This is a genomic window from Rhodococcoides fascians A25f (assembly GCF_000760935.2).
Classification (GTDB): Bacteria; Actinomycetota; Actinomycetes; order Mycobacteriales; family Mycobacteriaceae; genus Rhodococcoides.
Genome location: NZ_CP049744.1, coordinates 1,584,662 through 1,601,155, shown reverse-complemented (window position 1 = coordinate 1,601,155; position 16,494 = coordinate 1,584,662). Strand labels below are relative to the sequence as shown.

Below are 16,494 nucleotides of genomic sequence, written 5' to 3'. Positions count from 1 at the left end.
TAGAGATTAACCGGTTTTGATCGGACCGGGCGTCCACAGGCCCGAACGCTGGACGTCGGAGGTGGTGATCTGCGCCGGCTCCGCCGTCTCGTCGTACGGCGTGTACCGCTCGATCGATCCCCAGTCACGGTCCCAGTCGTCCTTCAAATACGACGGAATGGTCCGAGCCGAGGCCACGATGTCGATCCACCCGAGCGGCCCGCCGCCGTAATGGTCCTGCCACGCATTGGTGATGACGGCACCGCTGCGGTCGGGGAGCACCCTGTACCCAGGCACCTCGGCGACGCCGAAGCGATGGTCGAACGGATGCTGGCACGGGAAGTTGAAGCCGACCTCCCAGTCCAGCAGAACGGGAGTCTCACGGCCGACGACGTCGTTCAGCGTCTGGGTGCGCGGTACTCGTGGCGGGGTGATCGCAAGCCATTGGTCGGGATCGCGATCGGTGTCGGAGAGCACAAGACGAATCGTGTTGGCACCAGCGGGAATCTGGTCCATCGGAACTCGCAGGTTGCGCCACGACGGCGTCGGGCCGATGTCGATCGGCGTCACTCGCCCCTGCGCGCGACCGTCGACTCCGTACTCCAGCTCGAGGCTCTGGCCGTACGTGACGATGCCGTCGGAGTTCACCGAGCGGATGCGTCCGGCAGCGGCGATGGAGATAAGGTCGCCCGGATCTGCGGGCAGCGCGTACCAGCCGGTGGTCAACGTGGCAGGGGTATCGGATCCGAACGATCCGAGCACCGGAACGGTTGCCGGGTCCAAGCCGAACGGAAGTGCGCTGCCACCGGTTCCGGCTCCGGTGGTCGACGTCGGCTGCTGTTGGTCCTCGGTATCGACGGTGTTCGAGGTGCCCGACGCCGAGGCCTCCTTGTCCGCGGTGAGGTCGCCCGCAACCCCGTCGGGGGTGAACCCGTCGTTCTCGGCACCCAATGCGGCAAATGCGTCTCCGCTGACCGGTTGCAGCACATCGGCATTCGGATCGGTTTCGAGCAGTACGTCGTTGGCGAGACCGCACGTGTTCCCGGCCAGGGCCGAGAGATTCGATTTCGCGATCGAGTACGACGGCCACTGCGCCACAGCGCCCTTGGCCATCGATGCCACGGCGAGCAGCACCATCAATGCGGCCGCAACGGCGATCGGCGGCACCGACCACCAGCGCGCCAAGGGCTTGTCGGTGCGCACGTACGGCGCGCGGAGATGGAACCACACGGCCGCGAGCAACAGCAGGAGCGTCAGTCCGAGGAACATCGTCGAGATGCCCAGGCCCGCGACGAGAATCGGCTTGTCCCAGAACGGAACTCCCCATGCCGAGACGTACCAGTAGCCGTTCGTTCCGGTGAACGCGACGGCCAACAGGAACGACACCGCTGCGGCGAACAACAGCCGATTACGCCGCGAGCGCAGCACTGCCGCGCCGGTCGCCACGGCCGCCAAGACGGCAACCGAGGCGGCCAGACCGGCGAACACTCCGAAATGGTGTGTCCACTTGGTGGGGGTGATCATCATCAGCGCCATGGACCCGACGGTGATACCGACGATCCGGCGAGCCGGACCGGTTGCGGTGCCGGGGATCTTGCCGCCCTTGCGCAGCATCGCGACGACTACCGTGATCAGCGAGACGATCATGACGAACACCCCGAACCGGCGCGCGAGCGAGCCGTCGATGTCCATGTTCATCAACCACTGGTAGCGCAGGTACTCGTCGAACCAGGCCTGACTCGGCCCGGCCACAGTGTGCACCCGCTGCATCTCGAGCATGCCCGCCACGGTCTGGTTGCCGAAGGCGAACACCAGTACAACCGTTCCCGACGCCACCAACGGGGCCAGCAGCGTCACCGCGCCCAGTGTTGTATTGCCGAAAGACTGCGCGGTGCTGCCGAACTCGCGAGGGCGGGCCACGACGATCTGCAGCACCGGCCGGGCTCCGGCGATCAGCGGCGCGAAGCAGATGAATCCGGAGGGGGCACACGTGACCGTCAATGCCGCGATCAGAATTGCCGCGGCTGCAGGCAGCAATCTGCGGGTCGCGATGGATCGCTCCACCGAACACCATGTCAACAGCACACCGATCGCCACGAACGGTTCCGGTCGCAGGCCGTTGTTGTACGGCAACCAGAACGCGAGCAGCACCAGACCACCGGTCCACAGCGCGGTCTTCGAGGCACGAGCGGCGGCACCGAACCGCGGGATCACCTCGCGACTGAGAACGAGCCACGCGACGACGGCGCAGATCAGCGTGGGCAACCGCATCCAGACACTGGCGGTCGAGACGTGCGACATGAGGCCGAACATGTCGTACAACGGTGTGCCGAACGGCGTCTCGGGCACACCGAAGTACCGGAAATAGTTGGCCATGTACCCGGCATGATCGGCCGTGCGGGCCATGCCGAGTTGATAGCCGTCGTCGGAGGTGTTCGCGCCGATGACGTGCCAGACCAGCAGCGTTCCGATCACCACCGCGTCGACCAGACCGAACGTCCACCAGCGACGCGGTAGGAACCGTCGGGCGCGCCGGCCGTCGGACAGGTCGAGGCGGTGCAGCGCCACCAACGCGACGATGGTGGCGAGCACGCCGACGATCATCGCGAACCACTTCAGGATGCTCGGAGTGGACGAGAACCTGCTGTCCAGCTCGGCCTGCAGCTGCAGACCGGGAATGCTTCCCTGTAGATCGCTGAACACGCCGACCATCTGTGGCCGGACGTCGCCGTCGCGCGTCACGGTGTCTTCGCCGGTCAGTCCGACAGTGGTCGCAGTGCCGTTCGAGGTGATCGTCAACGAGCAGTCGCCAGCAGTCGATGGGCTCAGTTCCGAGACCGGCTTCTCGAGGAGAACCGAATCGCGCAGCGTCACCTTCAGTTGCGACGCCTCACCGCCGGTCACTTCCGCGACAAGACCGTATCGATAGGCGTCGGGCGATCCCTTGGGTGAGGTGGACAGCAGTATCCCGCCGCTGGGAAGCCTGGCCGCGGCGTCACACGGGACGGTGGCGTCGACGCTGATCGGCGTGTAGCCGACGAGCGGAGCTTCGACGTTGCCGACCGTGTCGCTCTGCGGCCAGGTCAACGACGACTGCTGCTGCTCTATCGGCAACAGCGGTATCGAGATCGTCAGCAGAATTCCCAGGACAGCGGAGACGATCGCGACGAGCCGAGCCATGCAAATATCTCCCACCGATGTCCTGGTCCAAGTCGCTGATCAAGGTACCAGTGCAACCTGTGTGGCCCGGGAGGTCAGTTCTCGACGTGCACCGCATATCCGGCCGCGCCCAGGGCGTCGAGCACCGAGCCTCGGTGATCGGGTCCGCGCGTCTCGACAGTCAACATCACGTCGACTTCCTCGAGGCCGAGCCGGCCACCCGTGCGGGAGTGGACGACGTCGACCACACTTGCGCCGGCGTCGCGCACCACCCCGAGCACGCCGGTGAGCCCGCCCGGTCGGTCCGAAATGGTCACGCGCACAGCCAGGTAGCGCCCACCCGCCCGCAGACCGTGGGTGATGACGTGGGTGAGCAGCAGCGGATCGATGTTCCCGCCGGAGAGGATGGCGCACACAGAGCCGGTCAGTCCGAGCTCCTCGGCGGAGTGCGTCATCAGCGCGGCCACCGCCGCCGCGCCCGCGGGTTCGACGATGAGTTTGGCGCGCTCGATGCACAGCACGAGAGCTCGCGACAGCGCATCCTCGCTGACGGTGACGACGTCGTCCACCCATCCCTGCACGTGATCGAACGGCACCGATCCGGGTAGGCCGATCGCGATGCCGTCGGCCATCGTCGACATCGATTCCAGCGCAATCGGGTGTCCCGCCTTCAGCGACGCGGGCCAGGCGGCAGCGCCTTCAGCCTGCACGCCGACGATCCTGATGTCGGGTTTGGTCAGCTTGACAGCCGCGGCGACTCCGGCCAGCAGTCCCCCGCCGCCGGTGGGGATCACGATGGTGCCGACGTCCGGCATCTGCTGCAGCAGTTCGGTACCGAGTGTCGCCTGCCCAGCGACGATGTCGAGATGATCGAACGGATGGATGAGGGTGGCACCGGTACGTTCGGCGAATTCCCGAGCCGACTTCAACGCCTCGTCCACGGTGTTGCCCACCAGATGCACCGTCGCTCCGTATGCCTTGGTGGCCACCAGCTTCGGCAGCGACACGCCTACCGGCATGAACACCGTCGAGGTAATCCCCACTTGCGACGCGGCCCACGCGACACCCTGAGCATGGTTGCCTGCGCTGGCCGCGACCACCCCGTGAGCGCGCTGTTCGGCGTCGAGCCTGGCGATGCGGTTGTACGCCCCGCGTGGCTTGAACGATCCGGTGCGCTGCAAGTTCTCGCACTTGAGGCGCACCTCGTGGCCGGTCAGATCCGACAGAATCCGCGAGGCCACCACCGGGGTCCGGCGCATCACCGGTTCCAGCAGCTCCTCGGCCGAGGCGATATCCGACGCGGTCACCCGCACAATTTCCGACACAGTCGCAGTATGCCAGGAACAATTACTCCCATGACGGCATGCGACGTCGGCCGTCACTACAGTTGTGGAGCGCGAGCCGCACCAGAGCGAGCCGCGACCGGCGCAAAGGATTCTCGGTGACGACGCAGGCTGGATCCGACGAGGTCAGCGACGACCCCGGTTCGCGCGGGAGCGTAGAAATAAAGGATCGGGCCATCTCCCGGACCGCCATCGCAGCGGCCTTGAAAGACCCTCGGGTCACCCGCACCACCGGTGGCCTCTCGCGACTGACCGGGCGAGAGCTACCCCGCGCCGACGTCACCCTCGGCGCGGACACGATTGCCGTCAACCTCTACATCGGTGTCCGGTGGCCGTCGCAGATCACCGAGGTCACCCAGGCAGTGCACACAGCCGCCGAAGAAGCACTGGCGACGATGACGGGACTGCACGTGCATCGGGTGAACGTGCTGGTATCCGACACCACCCTCGACAGCGGTCCCGCACCTGAGGCGAATCCCGATGCTTCGCAGGCTGTTTCACCCCGTCCCCCCACCGCCGGTCCGGCCGCGATGCCGGTGGCGCTGCTGTTCGGGTTCGTGCTGCTGGGCGTTGCCTTCGTAGCCGGCCGCGAGTTCTTCATCGCGCACGGAAGTATCGGTGGCAGTCCGTGGATCGCCGACGCGATCGACTGGGTCGCCCGATTGCACTGGCAGAGTTGGATGATCGCTGCGGCGATCGGTGCCGCCGTCGTCGGATTGTCACTCGTGTTCGTCGGAGTCAAACCGCGCACGAGAACCCATTCTGGCCTGGGCGACGGGGCGCCGACTGTCTGGGCAACTCCCACCGATATCGCTCGATTGTGCAGTGCTGCAGCGCAGTCCACTCGCGGAGTCACGGACGCGCATACCGTCGTGACGCGAAAGAAGATCGAGGTGCGGGTGGAGCGCGATCCTGGTTTCGAGGTCGACAGTGTCGATACTGCCGTGCGCGATTCCCTTGCTTCGGTGCTGTCCGTCGCCGCGGGTGGACGCAGGCTCACGGTTCGGCATTCGGTAGCGCAGCCGACGAGGGTCTCGTGAAGACATTCGTCGCCGGGGTGGATCGGCTTCTCGCCATCGTCGCCGGGCTCGTGCTCGTGGCCGGTGGCGGCTTCGCCCTTGCCTGGCACTACGACGTTCCGTGGGCACGAGAGACGCTGTCTCGCTTCGACCGTGCGCGTATTGCGGAGTTGCCGCAGCAGGGTTGGTGGATGCCGACGCTGGCGATCGCCGTCGCGGTCGCCGTCGTGGTGGCTCTGGTGTTGTTGATCGGCAACTTTTCTCCCCGAAGTACCGGAACGGCGAGCGTCATCGAGGAGCCGCACTTCTCGGCGCACGTGGACCTGAGTGCGATCGCTTCGGGCGTGGCCGCGGAGTTGGCAGAATTTCACGGTGTTCGACGAGCCAGAGGAACAGCGATCGATGATCGCGGTATGCCCACCATCGCTGTATCGGTCTATGCTGCAGCAGACTTCGATGTAGTTGCCTTCACCTCCCTGGCCGAATCACGAGCCGCATTCGTCGCCGAATCTCTCGCTGGTACCTACGTCGCTACCCGAATTCAGTTGCACGTCGACAAGCGTCGGTAACAGTCCCGGCGGTACGGTATGGCCATGGTTGCATCGACGCGCAGCAAGTTCGAGCGATGGTCCGGTGGAATGCCCCTCGCTGTTCCGGTGGCATTCGGAGCGGTACTGGCGATTGCCGCGTTCGCATCGAAACTCGGTGACAGTTCTGTCTACTTCTACGTTCCCCTGGTATTCGCGGCAACCGGAACGATGATCTGGCTGAAAGCACGCCATACCCCCACCCTCGTACAAGCCGCTGTCGGATCGACATTACTGATCGGGTCCGGCCTCGTTGTCGCGGTCTGCGGTCTCGCCGGCGGTCTGCTGCTGGACTCGCAGACCTTCTGGGCGTCGATCGGGATAGCTGCTGCAATCGCGGCACCGATCAGTGCTGGAATCACTCCATTCGCGTCGCCGAAGGACTGATACCGCGCCCTCCCCCTCCCCCGGCCCGGATCAATGCGCCTTTGTTGCACTCTGAGCGACTGAAATCCACATTGATCCAGGCAGGGGTGGGCGCAGCACTCGAGGTCCAGCGGACTGCCGCGCCTGCGATGATCGGTACCTACAGGCGCGGGTCCACCGGCTCCGATTCCAGTGCCAGTACTGCGAACACCGCCTGGTGGATGCGATACAGCGGTTCATTGCGCACCGATCGGTCCAACGCCTCCATGCCGAGTGCGTATTCGCGCAGAGCCATCGACTGCTTGTGTCCCACGTTCCGGTTGCGCAGTGCAGTCAGTCGATCCGGGTCGGTGTAGTCGGCACCGTAGATCAGCCGCAGATACTCTCGGCCGCGAACCTTCATGCCGGGCTGCATCTTTCCGCGCGGACAGTTCTCGGCAGGTTTGACGACCATGCCCTCGCCGCCCTGCGCCGTCAGCTCCTCCCACCATTTCTCTCCTGCCGCAACCGAATCGGCCGATGACAGATCCACCTCGATCCGACGGGTCGCGGCGAACACCTCGGGAGCAGCCGTCACCATCCGGTCGGCGAGATCGAGGTGCCACTGGTGCGGACGATCGGCATAGGTTCCGACATTCGACGCCAACACCTGGAACGGCGCGATCAAGACGCCCTTCAACCCGTCGGTCGGCCAGATGTAGCGCCGATAAGCGGCGGTGAACTCCACCAGATTGTCCTGACGAATTCTGTTGCGCTCTCTCAGTTCCTGCATGTCCAGACCACGCGACGCAGCCTGAGCAAGCACACCTGCTTCGGCCTCGAGAGTGGCCCGAGACTCCGCACCAACTGCGGCATACTCGGTCTTGATCAGCCCCTCCGCCTTCGCAGACCAGGGCATCAGCTCACAATCGAGAATCAGCCAGCGCGAATCCACTTCGTCCCACACCCCGGCTCTTTCGAGCGCGTCGGCCACTCCGGAGATCAGCTCTCCCGTCAGTGCTTCGTCGAACACGGGACGACCGGTGCGGGTGTACGCAGTACCGAGCACTCCCTCCGGTGCATCGAACTTCTCCCGCGCGGTCTCGGCATCGCGACACACGACCACGACGACCCGCGAGCCCATGTGCTTCTCCTCGCAGATCACCGCCGACGCACCGAGCGCCCGATACGCGTCGAACGCCTCCGTCGGATACTCGAGGTACCCGTCGCGCTCCGAGGTTCGACTCGGTGCCATCGTCGGCGGTAGATAGTGCAGCCACTGCGGAGCGAGCGCAAACCGACTCATCACCTCCAATGCCCCGGCAGCATTTTCGGGCCGAATCGATACGCGTCCGCGCAGCGAGGTCTCGACACCTGTCGGACCGATCACGTCCGACAGATCGAGCGACGCCGCATCTCTGACGAATGCACCCACCGGACGAGCCGGCTCGTACCAGACCTGCTCGGCCGGCACCGACACGATCTCGCGCTCCGGGTAGCGCAGCGCCGTCAACTTGCCACCGAATACGCAACCGGTATCGAGACACGCAGTGTTGTTCTCCCACTCCACATCCGGCACCGGAGTGTGCCCATAGAGCACCGTCGCCGAACCGCGATAGTCCTTCGCCCACGGATATCGAACCGGCAGGCCGAATTCGTCGGTCTCCCCGGTGGTGTCGCCGTACAGAGCAAAGCTTCGAACTCTGCCCGACGCCCGATTGTGGTACTTCTCGATCAGACCGGCGTGCGCGACGACGAGCCTTCCGCCATCGAGCACGAGGTGCGCGACGAGACCGTCGCAGAACTCGAGCACCTCCCGGCGGAACTCTGTCGGCTCGGCGTCGAGCTGTTCGAGGGTCTCGGCGAGACCGTGCGAGGCCGTCACTTTCCGACCTCGCAGTGCCTTGACGAGCTTATTCTCGTGGTTACCCGGGACTGCCAGCGCCGCACCGGCACCGACCATCCCCATCACCAGCCGCAGTACTCCGACCGAGTCGGGCCCCCGATCGACGTAGTCACCGAGGAACACCGCCATCCGTCCGTCCGGTGCCGTTGCGCCGACCGCTCGACCGGACTCGTCACGCTCCACCGTGTAACCCAATGCTGCGAGCAAGGTTTCGAGCTCGGCGAGACACCCGTGGATATCGCCGATGACGTCGAACGGCCCGGTCAGCTCACGTCGATCACTACGCAGAGGCGTACGAACGAACGTCGCCGACGCCACCGCATCGACGCCGTCGAGCACATGAACCGAACGAAACCCTTCCTTGGCCAGACCTCGCATGGACCGCTGCAACTGTGACTGCTGACGGCGCAGCACATCTCGGCCGAACGTCCTGTCGGTGCGCTCGGCATTGCGCTGTGCACACACCGATTCCGGCACATCGAGCACGACGGCAACCGGCAGCACGTCGTGTTCTCGGGCCAGCGCGATCAACGCCTTGCGGGCGGCCGGTTGCACATTGGTGGCGTCGACGACTGTGAGCAGGCCGGCCCGCAATCTGGTCGCGACCAGAAATTCGAGGAGGGCGAACGCATCCTTGGTTGCGCTCTGCAGATTGGGGTCGTTGCTCACCATCCCTCGGCAGGCATCACTCGACACCGTTTCGTACGGACCGAAGTGCTGCGCCGCGAACGACGACTTGCCGGACCCACTGATGCCGATCAGAACGACGAGGGACAGATCCGGAATGTCGAAAGTACTCACTGGGACTGCTCCTTTCGAGTGAAGACGGCCATCTGGGTCGGGGTGCCGTGCGTGTCGTCGACGGGGCCGATTCCCTCGAAACGAACCGAGTAGGCGTGGCCGTCGGCCACCGATGACGCCCACTGCTCGAATTCGGTGCGGGTGAACTCGAATCGGTGGTCGACATGACGGAAGGCACCCGGTTCGAGCCCGGGATACAGCACGTTGTATTCGGAGTTCGGTGTGGTCACGAGAACCGTCCGGGGACGGGCCTCGCGAAAGACCGAGCGCACCAACGCCGGAAGCCGATCGAGGTCGACGTGCTCGATCACCTCCATGAGCACCATCGCATCGAATCCCTGCAATCGAACGTCGCGGTAGGTCGCCGACGACTGGAGCAGTTCGATACGCGTCCGCTGCCGATCTGCCATGTCGTCCAACCGCAAGCGGCGATGCGCCTTCGCAAGTGCCCGATCGCTCACGTCGGCACCGACGATCCGCTCGAACATGTTGTCTGCCATCAACTCTCGCAGCAGACGACCCTCGCCGCAACCCAAGTCGATCACCGACTTCGCGCCGACGTCTGTCAGCGCTGCCAGCACGGCGCGTACCCGCTGCTCGGACAACGTCGGATCCCTCGGGGCAACGTCGTCCTGCGGAGCGTCGGGCACCAGTCGGTCCAGCGCGGAGGCCACGAGTTCGCGGCGGTGCGCCAGGTAGCGGGATGCGATCAACGACGATTCGGGGTGATCTCCGAGCCAATCCCCCGCTGCTCGAACGAGTTTGTCTGCCTCGTCCTCGCCAACCCAATAGTGCTTGGCGTCGTCGAGAACCGGAAGAAGAACGTACAGGTGCCGCAGCGCTGCCGACAGAGTGAACGTGCCGGTGAGAACGAGGTCGACGTATTCGGAGTTGCCCCATTCCGACTGCGTCGGGTCGAGCGGAATGGGCGTCGCCTCCACGTTCCATCCCAGGGGACCGAACAACCGTGACGCGAGGTCGGTCGCTCCGCGAGACGGCGCGGCAGGCATCGACACAGTCAGATCAATTGCGGCAGAGACCAACTCGGGCCTGGTGGCGCACACGCCGGTCAATGCCTGCTTGAACAACCGAGACAGTGCCACCGCAAGCCCGGATGCGGCAGGACTCTTGTCGTCGGTAGCGTCGAGCAGTACTGCGAGGGTTGTCCGCTCTGCCGAGACCTCGGGATAGAGCACCGTCGCGGCACCCATGGGCAGGTTTCGGCTCAACACACGATCGGGGTGCTTGTGCAACAGATACCCGATGTCGGAGGTGTCCGGGAAATCGGTTGTGGCATTTGCAGTCACGGTCAGTAGCACCGCAGCGACGTTACGGGAGTGGGGCGTCCGATGCGTCCCATTTTTTGGTTGCTCGCTTGGACCGCGTCAATGGACCACTGCACACGTCTGACCGCGACAAGGGTTCATTCACCCACTGTGGGTGGCCACCTCAGCCCGCGTGAATGAACCACTGCATACGTCTGAGCGGTACAAGGGTCCATTGACGCGGGCGGCGGAGCCGCTCGCACGCAAAAGCGGCACCCACCCGTGAGGGTGGGTGCCGCTTCGGTAGAGCAGGGTGAAACTAGATCACTTGACGATCTTCGTGACGCGACCGGCTCCGACGGTACGACCGCCCTCACGGATTGCGAAACGGAGGCCGACATCCATGGCGACCGGCTGGATCAGCGTGACGGACATCTCGGTGTTGTCACCGGGCATGACCATCTCGGTGCCCTCGGGGAGGGTCACAACGCCCGTAACGTCCGTGGTACGGAAGTAGAACTGCGGGCGGTAGTTGTTGAAGAACGGCGTGTGGCGGCCGCCCTCGTCCTTCGAGAGGATGTAGGCGTTGCCCTCGAACTCCGTGTGGGGAGTCGTGGTGCCGGGCTTGATGATGACCTGTCCACGCTCGACGTCTTCGCGCTTGATGCCACGAACGAGGAGGCCGACGTTGTCGCCTGCCTGACCCGAGTCGAGCAGCTTGCGGAACATTTCGATTCCGGTGACGGTGGTCTTGGTCGAGCCGGGGCGGATGCCGACGATCTCGACCTCTTCGTTGACGTTGACCGAGCCGCGCTCGATACGTCCGGTGACCACGGTGCCACGACCGGTGATGGTGAAGACGTCCTCGACGGGCATGAGGAACGGCTTGTCGGTCTCACGGACGGGATCCGGAACGGAATCGTCGACGGCCTGCATGAGCTCCAGAACCGACTCGCCCCACTTCTCGTCACCCTCGAGTGCCTTGAGTGCGGAGACCTTGATGACCGGTGCGTCCTCGTCGAACTCCTGCGAAGCGAGGAGCTCGCGGACCTCCATCTCGACGAGCTCGATGATCTCGTCGTCGTCGACCATGTCGGCCTTGTTCAGTGCGACCAGGATGTAAGGAACACCGACCTGGCGGGCGAGCAGCACGTGCTCGCGGGTCTGCGGCATCGGGCCATCGGTAGCTGCCACGACCAGGATTGCGCCGTCCATCTGAGCCGCGCCGGTGATCATGTTCTTGATGTAGTCGGCGTGACCCGGTGCATCGACGTGCGCGTAGTGGCGCTTCTCGGTCTGGTACTCGACGTGGGAGATGTTGATCGTGATACCACGAGCCTTCTCCTCCGGAGCCTTGTCGATCTGATCGAAAGCCGATGCCTCGTTCAGGTCCGGGAACTTGTCGTGCAGAACCTTGGTGATTGCAGCCGTCAGCGTCGTCTTACCGTGGTCAACGTGACCGATGGTGCCGATGTTGACGTGCGGCTTCGTCCGATCGAACTTCGCCTTCGCCACTGTGTGTCCTCCTGGACTGATCTGTGCGTACCCCTGCGGGGCAAGCACGCGTATGTGTTGTTACTTATTACAGGTCGAGCGTGGTCCAGCAAACGAAGAGAATTACTCTCCGTTGACCTTCGCGATGATTTCCTTCGCTACGTTCGCGGGAACTTCTGCGTACGAATCGAAGACCATGGAGTAGTTAGCGCGGCCCTGCGTCTTCGACCGAAGGTCTCCGATGTAGCCGAACATCTCCGACAGCGGAACCAGTGCCTTGACGATACGGGCACCGCTGCGTTCCTCCATGGCCTGGATCTGACCACGGCGGGAGTTCAGGTCGCCGATGACCTCACCCATGTAATCCTCGGGCGTGATGACCTCGACGGCCATGACGGGTTCGAGAATGACGGGGCTGGCCTTGCGGGCGGCTTCCTTGAACGCTTGTGAGCCGGCGACCTTGAAGGCCATTTCCGACGAGTCGACGTCGTGGTACGCACCGTCGAGCAGTGTGACCTTGACGTTGACCAGGGGGTATCCGGCGAGAACACCGTACTGCATGGCGTCCTGTGCACCTGCGTCGACCGAGGGGATGTACTCCCTGGGCACACGACCACCGCTGACCTTGTTCTCGAACTCGTAGGTCGCGCCGTCTTCACCCTCGAAGGGCTCGAGCTTGATGATGACCTTCGCGAACTGGCCGGAGCCACCGGTCTGCTTCTTGTGCGTGTAGTCGTGCTTCTCGACCGTCTTGCGGATGGTCTCGCGGTACGCGACCTGCGGCTTGCCGACGTTGGCCTCGACCTTGAACTCGCGACGCATACGGTCGACGAGGATGTCGAGGTGCAGCTCGCCCATGCCGCCGATGACGGTCTGGCCGGTGTCCTCGTCCAGCTTCACCGAGAAGGTGGGATCCTCTTCGGCGAGCTTCTGGATGGCTGTTCCCAGCTTCTCCTGGTCGGACTTGGTCTTCGGCTCGATCGACACCTGGATGACCGGGTCCGGGAAGCTCATGGACTCGAGGATGATCTGGTTCTGCGGATCGCAGAGCGTGTCACCCGTCGTGGTGTCCTTGAGGCCGATGACGGCGTAGATGTGACCGGCAGACGCGGTCGCGATCGCGTTCTCCTTGTTGGAGTGCATCTGGAAGAGCTTGCCCAGACGCTCCTTCTTGCCCTTGGTCGAGTTGATGACCTGAGCGCCGGAGTCGACCTTGCCCGAGTACACCCGGACGTAGGTGAGCTTGCCGAAGAAGGGGTGCGTCGCGATCTTGAACGCGAGAGCTGCGAACGGCTCGTCTGCGGACGGCTTGCGAGTGATCTCCTTCTCCTCGTCGCCGACGGCGTGTCCGATGGTCTCGGCAACGTCGAGGGGAGACGGGAGGTAGTCGATGACCGCGTCGAGCATGGGCTGAACGCCCTTGTTCTTGAACGCGGATCCACACAGGATCGGGTACAGCTCGCTGTTGACCGTCATCTTGCGGATGGCGCCCTTGATCTCGTCGATCGTGAGCTCTTCGCCACCGAAGTGCTTCTCCAGAAGCGCTTCGTCGGACTCGGCCACGGTCTCGAGCAGCATGGTGCGGTACTCGTCCGCGCGCTCCTTGAGGTTTTCCGGGATCTCCTGGATCTCGTACTTCTCGCCGAGCTTGGTCTCGCCACTCCACACGAGAGCCTTCATCTGCACGAGGTCGATGACGCCCTCGAAATCGTTCTCTGCGCCGATGGGCAGCTGGATGACCAGCGGCTTGGCACCGAGACGATCGATGATGGTCTGCACGGTGTAGTAGAAGTCCGCGCCGAGCTTGTCCATCTTGTTGACGAAGCAGATGCGCGGCACGTCGTACTTGTCGGCCTGACGCCAGACCTGCTCGGACTGCGGCTCGACACCTTCTTTGCCGTCGAACACTGCGACAGCGCCGTCGAGGACGCGGAGCGAACGCTCCACCTCGACGGTGAAGTCGACGTGACCGGGGGTGTCGATGATGTTGATCTGGTTGTCGTTCCAGAAGCACGTCGTGGCAGCAGAGGTGATCGTGATGCCACGCTCCTGCTCCTGCTCCATCCAGTCCATGGTGGCTGCGCCATCGTGAACTTCACCGATCTTGTAGGAGATACCGGTGTAGAAGAGGATGCGTTCGGTAGTGGTGGTCTTGCCGGCATCGATGTGGGCCATGATGCCGATGTTGCGGACCTTGTTGAGGTCGGTCAGCACGTCCTGTGCCACGAGTTAACCCGCCTTGGTGTTGGAAGAGGTATTGCCTGAGCTGATCAACGCTCCGGCGGTATCGGATAGTTCCGAATACCGCCCGAGCGAGGAGATCACCAGCGGTAGTGGGCGAACGCCTTGTTGGCTTCGGCCATCTTGTGAGTGTCCTCGCGACGCTTCACAGCGGCACCGAGGCCGTTGCTGGCGTCGAGCAACTCGTTCGCCAGACGCTCGACCATGGTCTTCTCACGACGAGCGCGCGAGAACGTGACCAGCCAGCGCAGTGCCAGCGTGGTGGAGCGGCCGGGACGAACCTCGACGGGCACCTGGTAGGTGGCACCACCGACGCGACGGCTGCGAACCTCGAGGGCAGGCTTGACGTTGTCGAGTGCACGCTTGAGCGTGACTACGGGGTCGGTGCCGGTCTTCTCACGAGCCTGCTCGAGCGCCTGGTAGACGATGCGCTCTGCGGTCGACTTCTTGCCGTCGAGGAGGATCTTGTTGACGAGCTGCGTGACCAACGGCGATCCGTAGACCGGGTCGTTGATCAGCGGCCGCTTGGGTGCTGGGCCCTTGCGTGGCATATCAGCTCTTCTCCTTCTTGGCTCCGTAGCGGCTGCGAGCCTGCTTGCGGTTCTTGACACCCTGGGTGTCGAGCGAGCCGCGGATGATCTTGTAACGCACACCCGGGAGGTCCTTCACACGACCGCCGCGAACGAGCACCATCGAGTGCTCCTGCAGGTTGTGACCCTCACCGGGGATGTATGCGGTGACCTCGACCGAGGAGGTCAGGCGAACACGCGCGACCTTACGGAGAGCGGAGTTCGGCTTCTTGGGGGTGGTGGTGTACACGCGAGTGCACACGCCACGGCGCTGTGGACTGCCCTTGAGGGCAGCGGTCTTCAGTTTCGCAACCTTGTCGGTGCGACCCTTACGGACCAGCTGGTTGATCGTTGGCATAAACCGGCTTTCTTCGTGTCGATAAACAGGGATCTAGCAGTTGGAGCAAGAGAACACTGCTCCTCACCCGGTACTGCTGCTGCTCCAGTACTGCTATCGCGGGTCTCTTGCACCCCGCGGTCGGGTGTGTCGCATACCCCCACACGTCCAGCCGGTTGCGCGCTCTTCGATCGAACGTGCGCACGGCTGTACCTCGCATAGGCACACAAACGGTCCGGCCAGGCCGGACACGACCCATAACGATACCCGGCGGCGCGGCCTCGGGTCAAAACACCCTTCGCCCAGTACGCAACCTATCTGCTCAGGTTGAGTGTGAGGTCGGCCAGCTTCGCCGCGGCCTGGCAGGGATCGGGGTGCGCGACATCCGGCTGATACTGCACCCACCACCCGAAGATGCCGTCCCGATCCGCACCGGCCGAGACTCCGCACGAGGCGGAATCGTTCGGACGCTGGGCCTGTATTGCCTTGCGGCCCTGCACTGTTGTGTCGCTGACGGTGTACGTCATCTTCTCGTCGGCCGCCCGCTCGGCGGCCAGGGTGCCGGACTCGAACCAGTTGAACGTCACCTTCACGATGCCCGCGGAGCCGATCAGATCCCATCGGCAGATGGCCCCGAAGAAGCCGCGCGCGATGTCTTCGGCACCGACCGTCTCCGTGATCTGGTCGTCGGAGACGGCATCACACTCGGTCAACAACTTGGTGAATTCTTGACTACCAGAGCCGCCGAAGCTCGCCGGCCGCGGCGTGCCCTCGACCGTCTGGGCGCATCCGGCGACGAGCAACAGGGTCGACGCCGCCGCGATCACTTGTCTGCGCGTCATTGCTTGCGCTCCACCGTCAGCTGTGCCAGCTCGTTTCCGACGTCGCAGGGCGGACGCGCGGCGGGTTGGTCGGAGTACGTGATGGACCAATGAAAGAAGTCGTCGCCGAACTGGACGCCGATCTCGCACAGCGTGCCCTGCTCGGCCTCGAACCCGGGGTTGCCGTCGACCTCGATGTCCTTGGCCGGACGGCCGATCAGCTCGGAGCCTGCGCGTTCACGTCCGATCGGGCTGCCTCGGTACCAGGAGAAGCTGACGCTCGGACCGCTGAAGACCACGGTCTCCCACTGGCAGCCGACGGAGTTGCGGGTGATCTGGGAGAACGGGCCGGCTCCGAACGCCGATTGCACCTCGGCGTCGGTGATCGATCCGCATTCACCGAAGAACGGACCGGGCTCGTACGCCCCGGTGGTCGTCGTCGCTGCCTCGGTCGAGGCATCGGCGGCGTCGGTATCGGAACCACCGCAGCCCGCGACCAGCGCGGCGACTGCGGTGATCACCAGTGCCACTCGCTTCATGCGGTCCTTCGCGGGTTGTCCGATCCTGCAGTTCGACGTTTACAGCAGTTCGACGCCGCACTGAACCTATCAATCGGAGGGCGTTCCAG

Annotated in this window: 13 protein-coding genes; 3 read left to right on the top strand and 10 right to left on the bottom strand. The window is 64.2% G+C overall.

What is annotated here, in order from left to right:
* Positions 1-6: 6 nt before the first annotated feature.
* Positions 7-3,159 (bottom strand): arabinosyltransferase domain-containing protein, encoded by a 3,153-nt coding sequence (locus tag BH93_RS07725; protein ID WP_037171656.1) that lies wholly within the window; start codon positions 3,157-3,159, stop codon positions 7-9.
* 74 nt (positions 3,160-3,233) lie between these two features.
* Positions 3,234-4,382 carry a threonine ammonia-lyase gene (gene ilvA, locus BH93_RS07720; protein ID WP_230594758.1) on the bottom strand — a complete coding sequence of 383 codons (1,149 nt, stop codon included), beginning with the start codon at positions 4,380-4,382 and terminating at the stop codon, positions 3,234-3,236.
* A 197-nt stretch (positions 4,383-4,579) separates the two neighbouring features.
* Here ilvA and BH93_RS07715 point away from each other — a divergent pair, with 197 nt between their 5' ends.
* From BH93_RS07715 to BH93_RS07705, 3 genes are read left to right on the top strand one after another with little or no spacing between them, the layout of a single operon-like run.
* A complete protein-coding gene (locus BH93_RS07715) occupies positions 4,580-5,521 on the top strand; it encodes a DUF6286 domain-containing Asp23/Gls24 family envelope stress response protein (RefSeq protein ID WP_037171658.1) in 942 nt (313 codons plus the stop codon).
* Positions 5,518-6,069: a membrane protein gene (locus BH93_RS07710; protein WP_037171660.1), complete on the top strand. Its 552-nt coding sequence runs from the start codon at positions 5,518-5,520 to the stop codon at positions 6,067-6,069. The genes BH93_RS07715 and BH93_RS07710 overlap by 4 nt, the downstream gene beginning before the upstream one ends.
* A 24-nt stretch (positions 6,070-6,093) precedes the next feature.
* A complete protein-coding gene (locus BH93_RS07705; protein WP_155290850.1) occupies positions 6,094-6,474 on the top strand; it encodes a hypothetical protein in 381 nt (126 codons plus the stop codon).
* 139 nt (positions 6,475-6,613) lie between these two features.
* Here the strand turns inward: BH93_RS07705 and BH93_RS07700 are convergent, their stop codons facing one another.
* From BH93_RS07700 to BH93_RS07665, 8 genes are all read right to left on the bottom strand, one after another.
* Positions 6,614-9,139: a polynucleotide kinase-phosphatase gene (locus BH93_RS07700; protein WP_037171663.1), complete on the bottom strand. Its 2,526-nt coding sequence runs from the start codon at positions 9,137-9,139 to the stop codon at positions 6,614-6,616.
* Entirely contained in the window at positions 9,136-10,446 is a 1,311-nt protein-coding gene (locus BH93_RS07695) for a 3' terminal RNA ribose 2'-O-methyltransferase Hen1 (protein ID WP_242459150.1), read from the bottom strand. The genes BH93_RS07700 and BH93_RS07695 overlap by 4 nt, the downstream gene beginning before the upstream one ends.
* A 282-nt stretch (positions 10,447-10,728) precedes the next feature.
* Positions 10,729-11,919 (bottom strand): elongation factor Tu, encoded by a 1,191-nt coding sequence (gene tuf / locus BH93_RS07690; protein ID WP_032380840.1) that lies wholly within the window; start codon positions 11,917-11,919, stop codon positions 10,729-10,731.
* Between the two features lie 102 nt (positions 11,920-12,021).
* Positions 12,022-14,124, bottom strand: a complete 2,103-nt coding sequence (gene fusA / locus BH93_RS07685) for an elongation factor G (RefSeq protein WP_032380505.1) — start codon at positions 14,122-14,124, stop codon at positions 12,022-12,024.
* A 95-nt stretch (positions 14,125-14,219) separates the two neighbouring features.
* Positions 14,220-14,690 carry a 30S ribosomal protein S7 gene (gene rpsG / locus BH93_RS07680; RefSeq protein ID WP_003941856.1) on the bottom strand — a complete coding sequence of 157 codons (471 nt, stop codon included), beginning with the start codon at positions 14,688-14,690 and terminating at the stop codon, positions 14,220-14,222.
* Between the two features lies 1 nt (position 14,691).
* Positions 14,692-15,066: a 30S ribosomal protein S12 gene (rpsL, locus tag BH93_RS07675; RefSeq protein ID WP_008714048.1), complete on the bottom strand. Its 375-nt coding sequence runs from the start codon at positions 15,064-15,066 to the stop codon at positions 14,692-14,694.
* Positions 15,067-15,359: 293 nt separating this feature from the next.
* Complete coding sequence (locus BH93_RS07670; protein WP_037171665.1) at positions 15,360-15,887, bottom strand: DUF3558 domain-containing protein; 528 nt, start codon at positions 15,885-15,887, stop codon at positions 15,360-15,362.
* A complete protein-coding gene (locus tag BH93_RS07665; RefSeq protein WP_037171668.1) occupies positions 15,884-16,405 on the bottom strand; it encodes a DUF3558 domain-containing protein in 522 nt (173 codons plus the stop codon). Before BH93_RS07665 ends, BH93_RS07670 begins: the two co-directional genes overlap by 4 nt.
* Positions 16,406-16,494 lie beyond the last annotated feature (89 nt).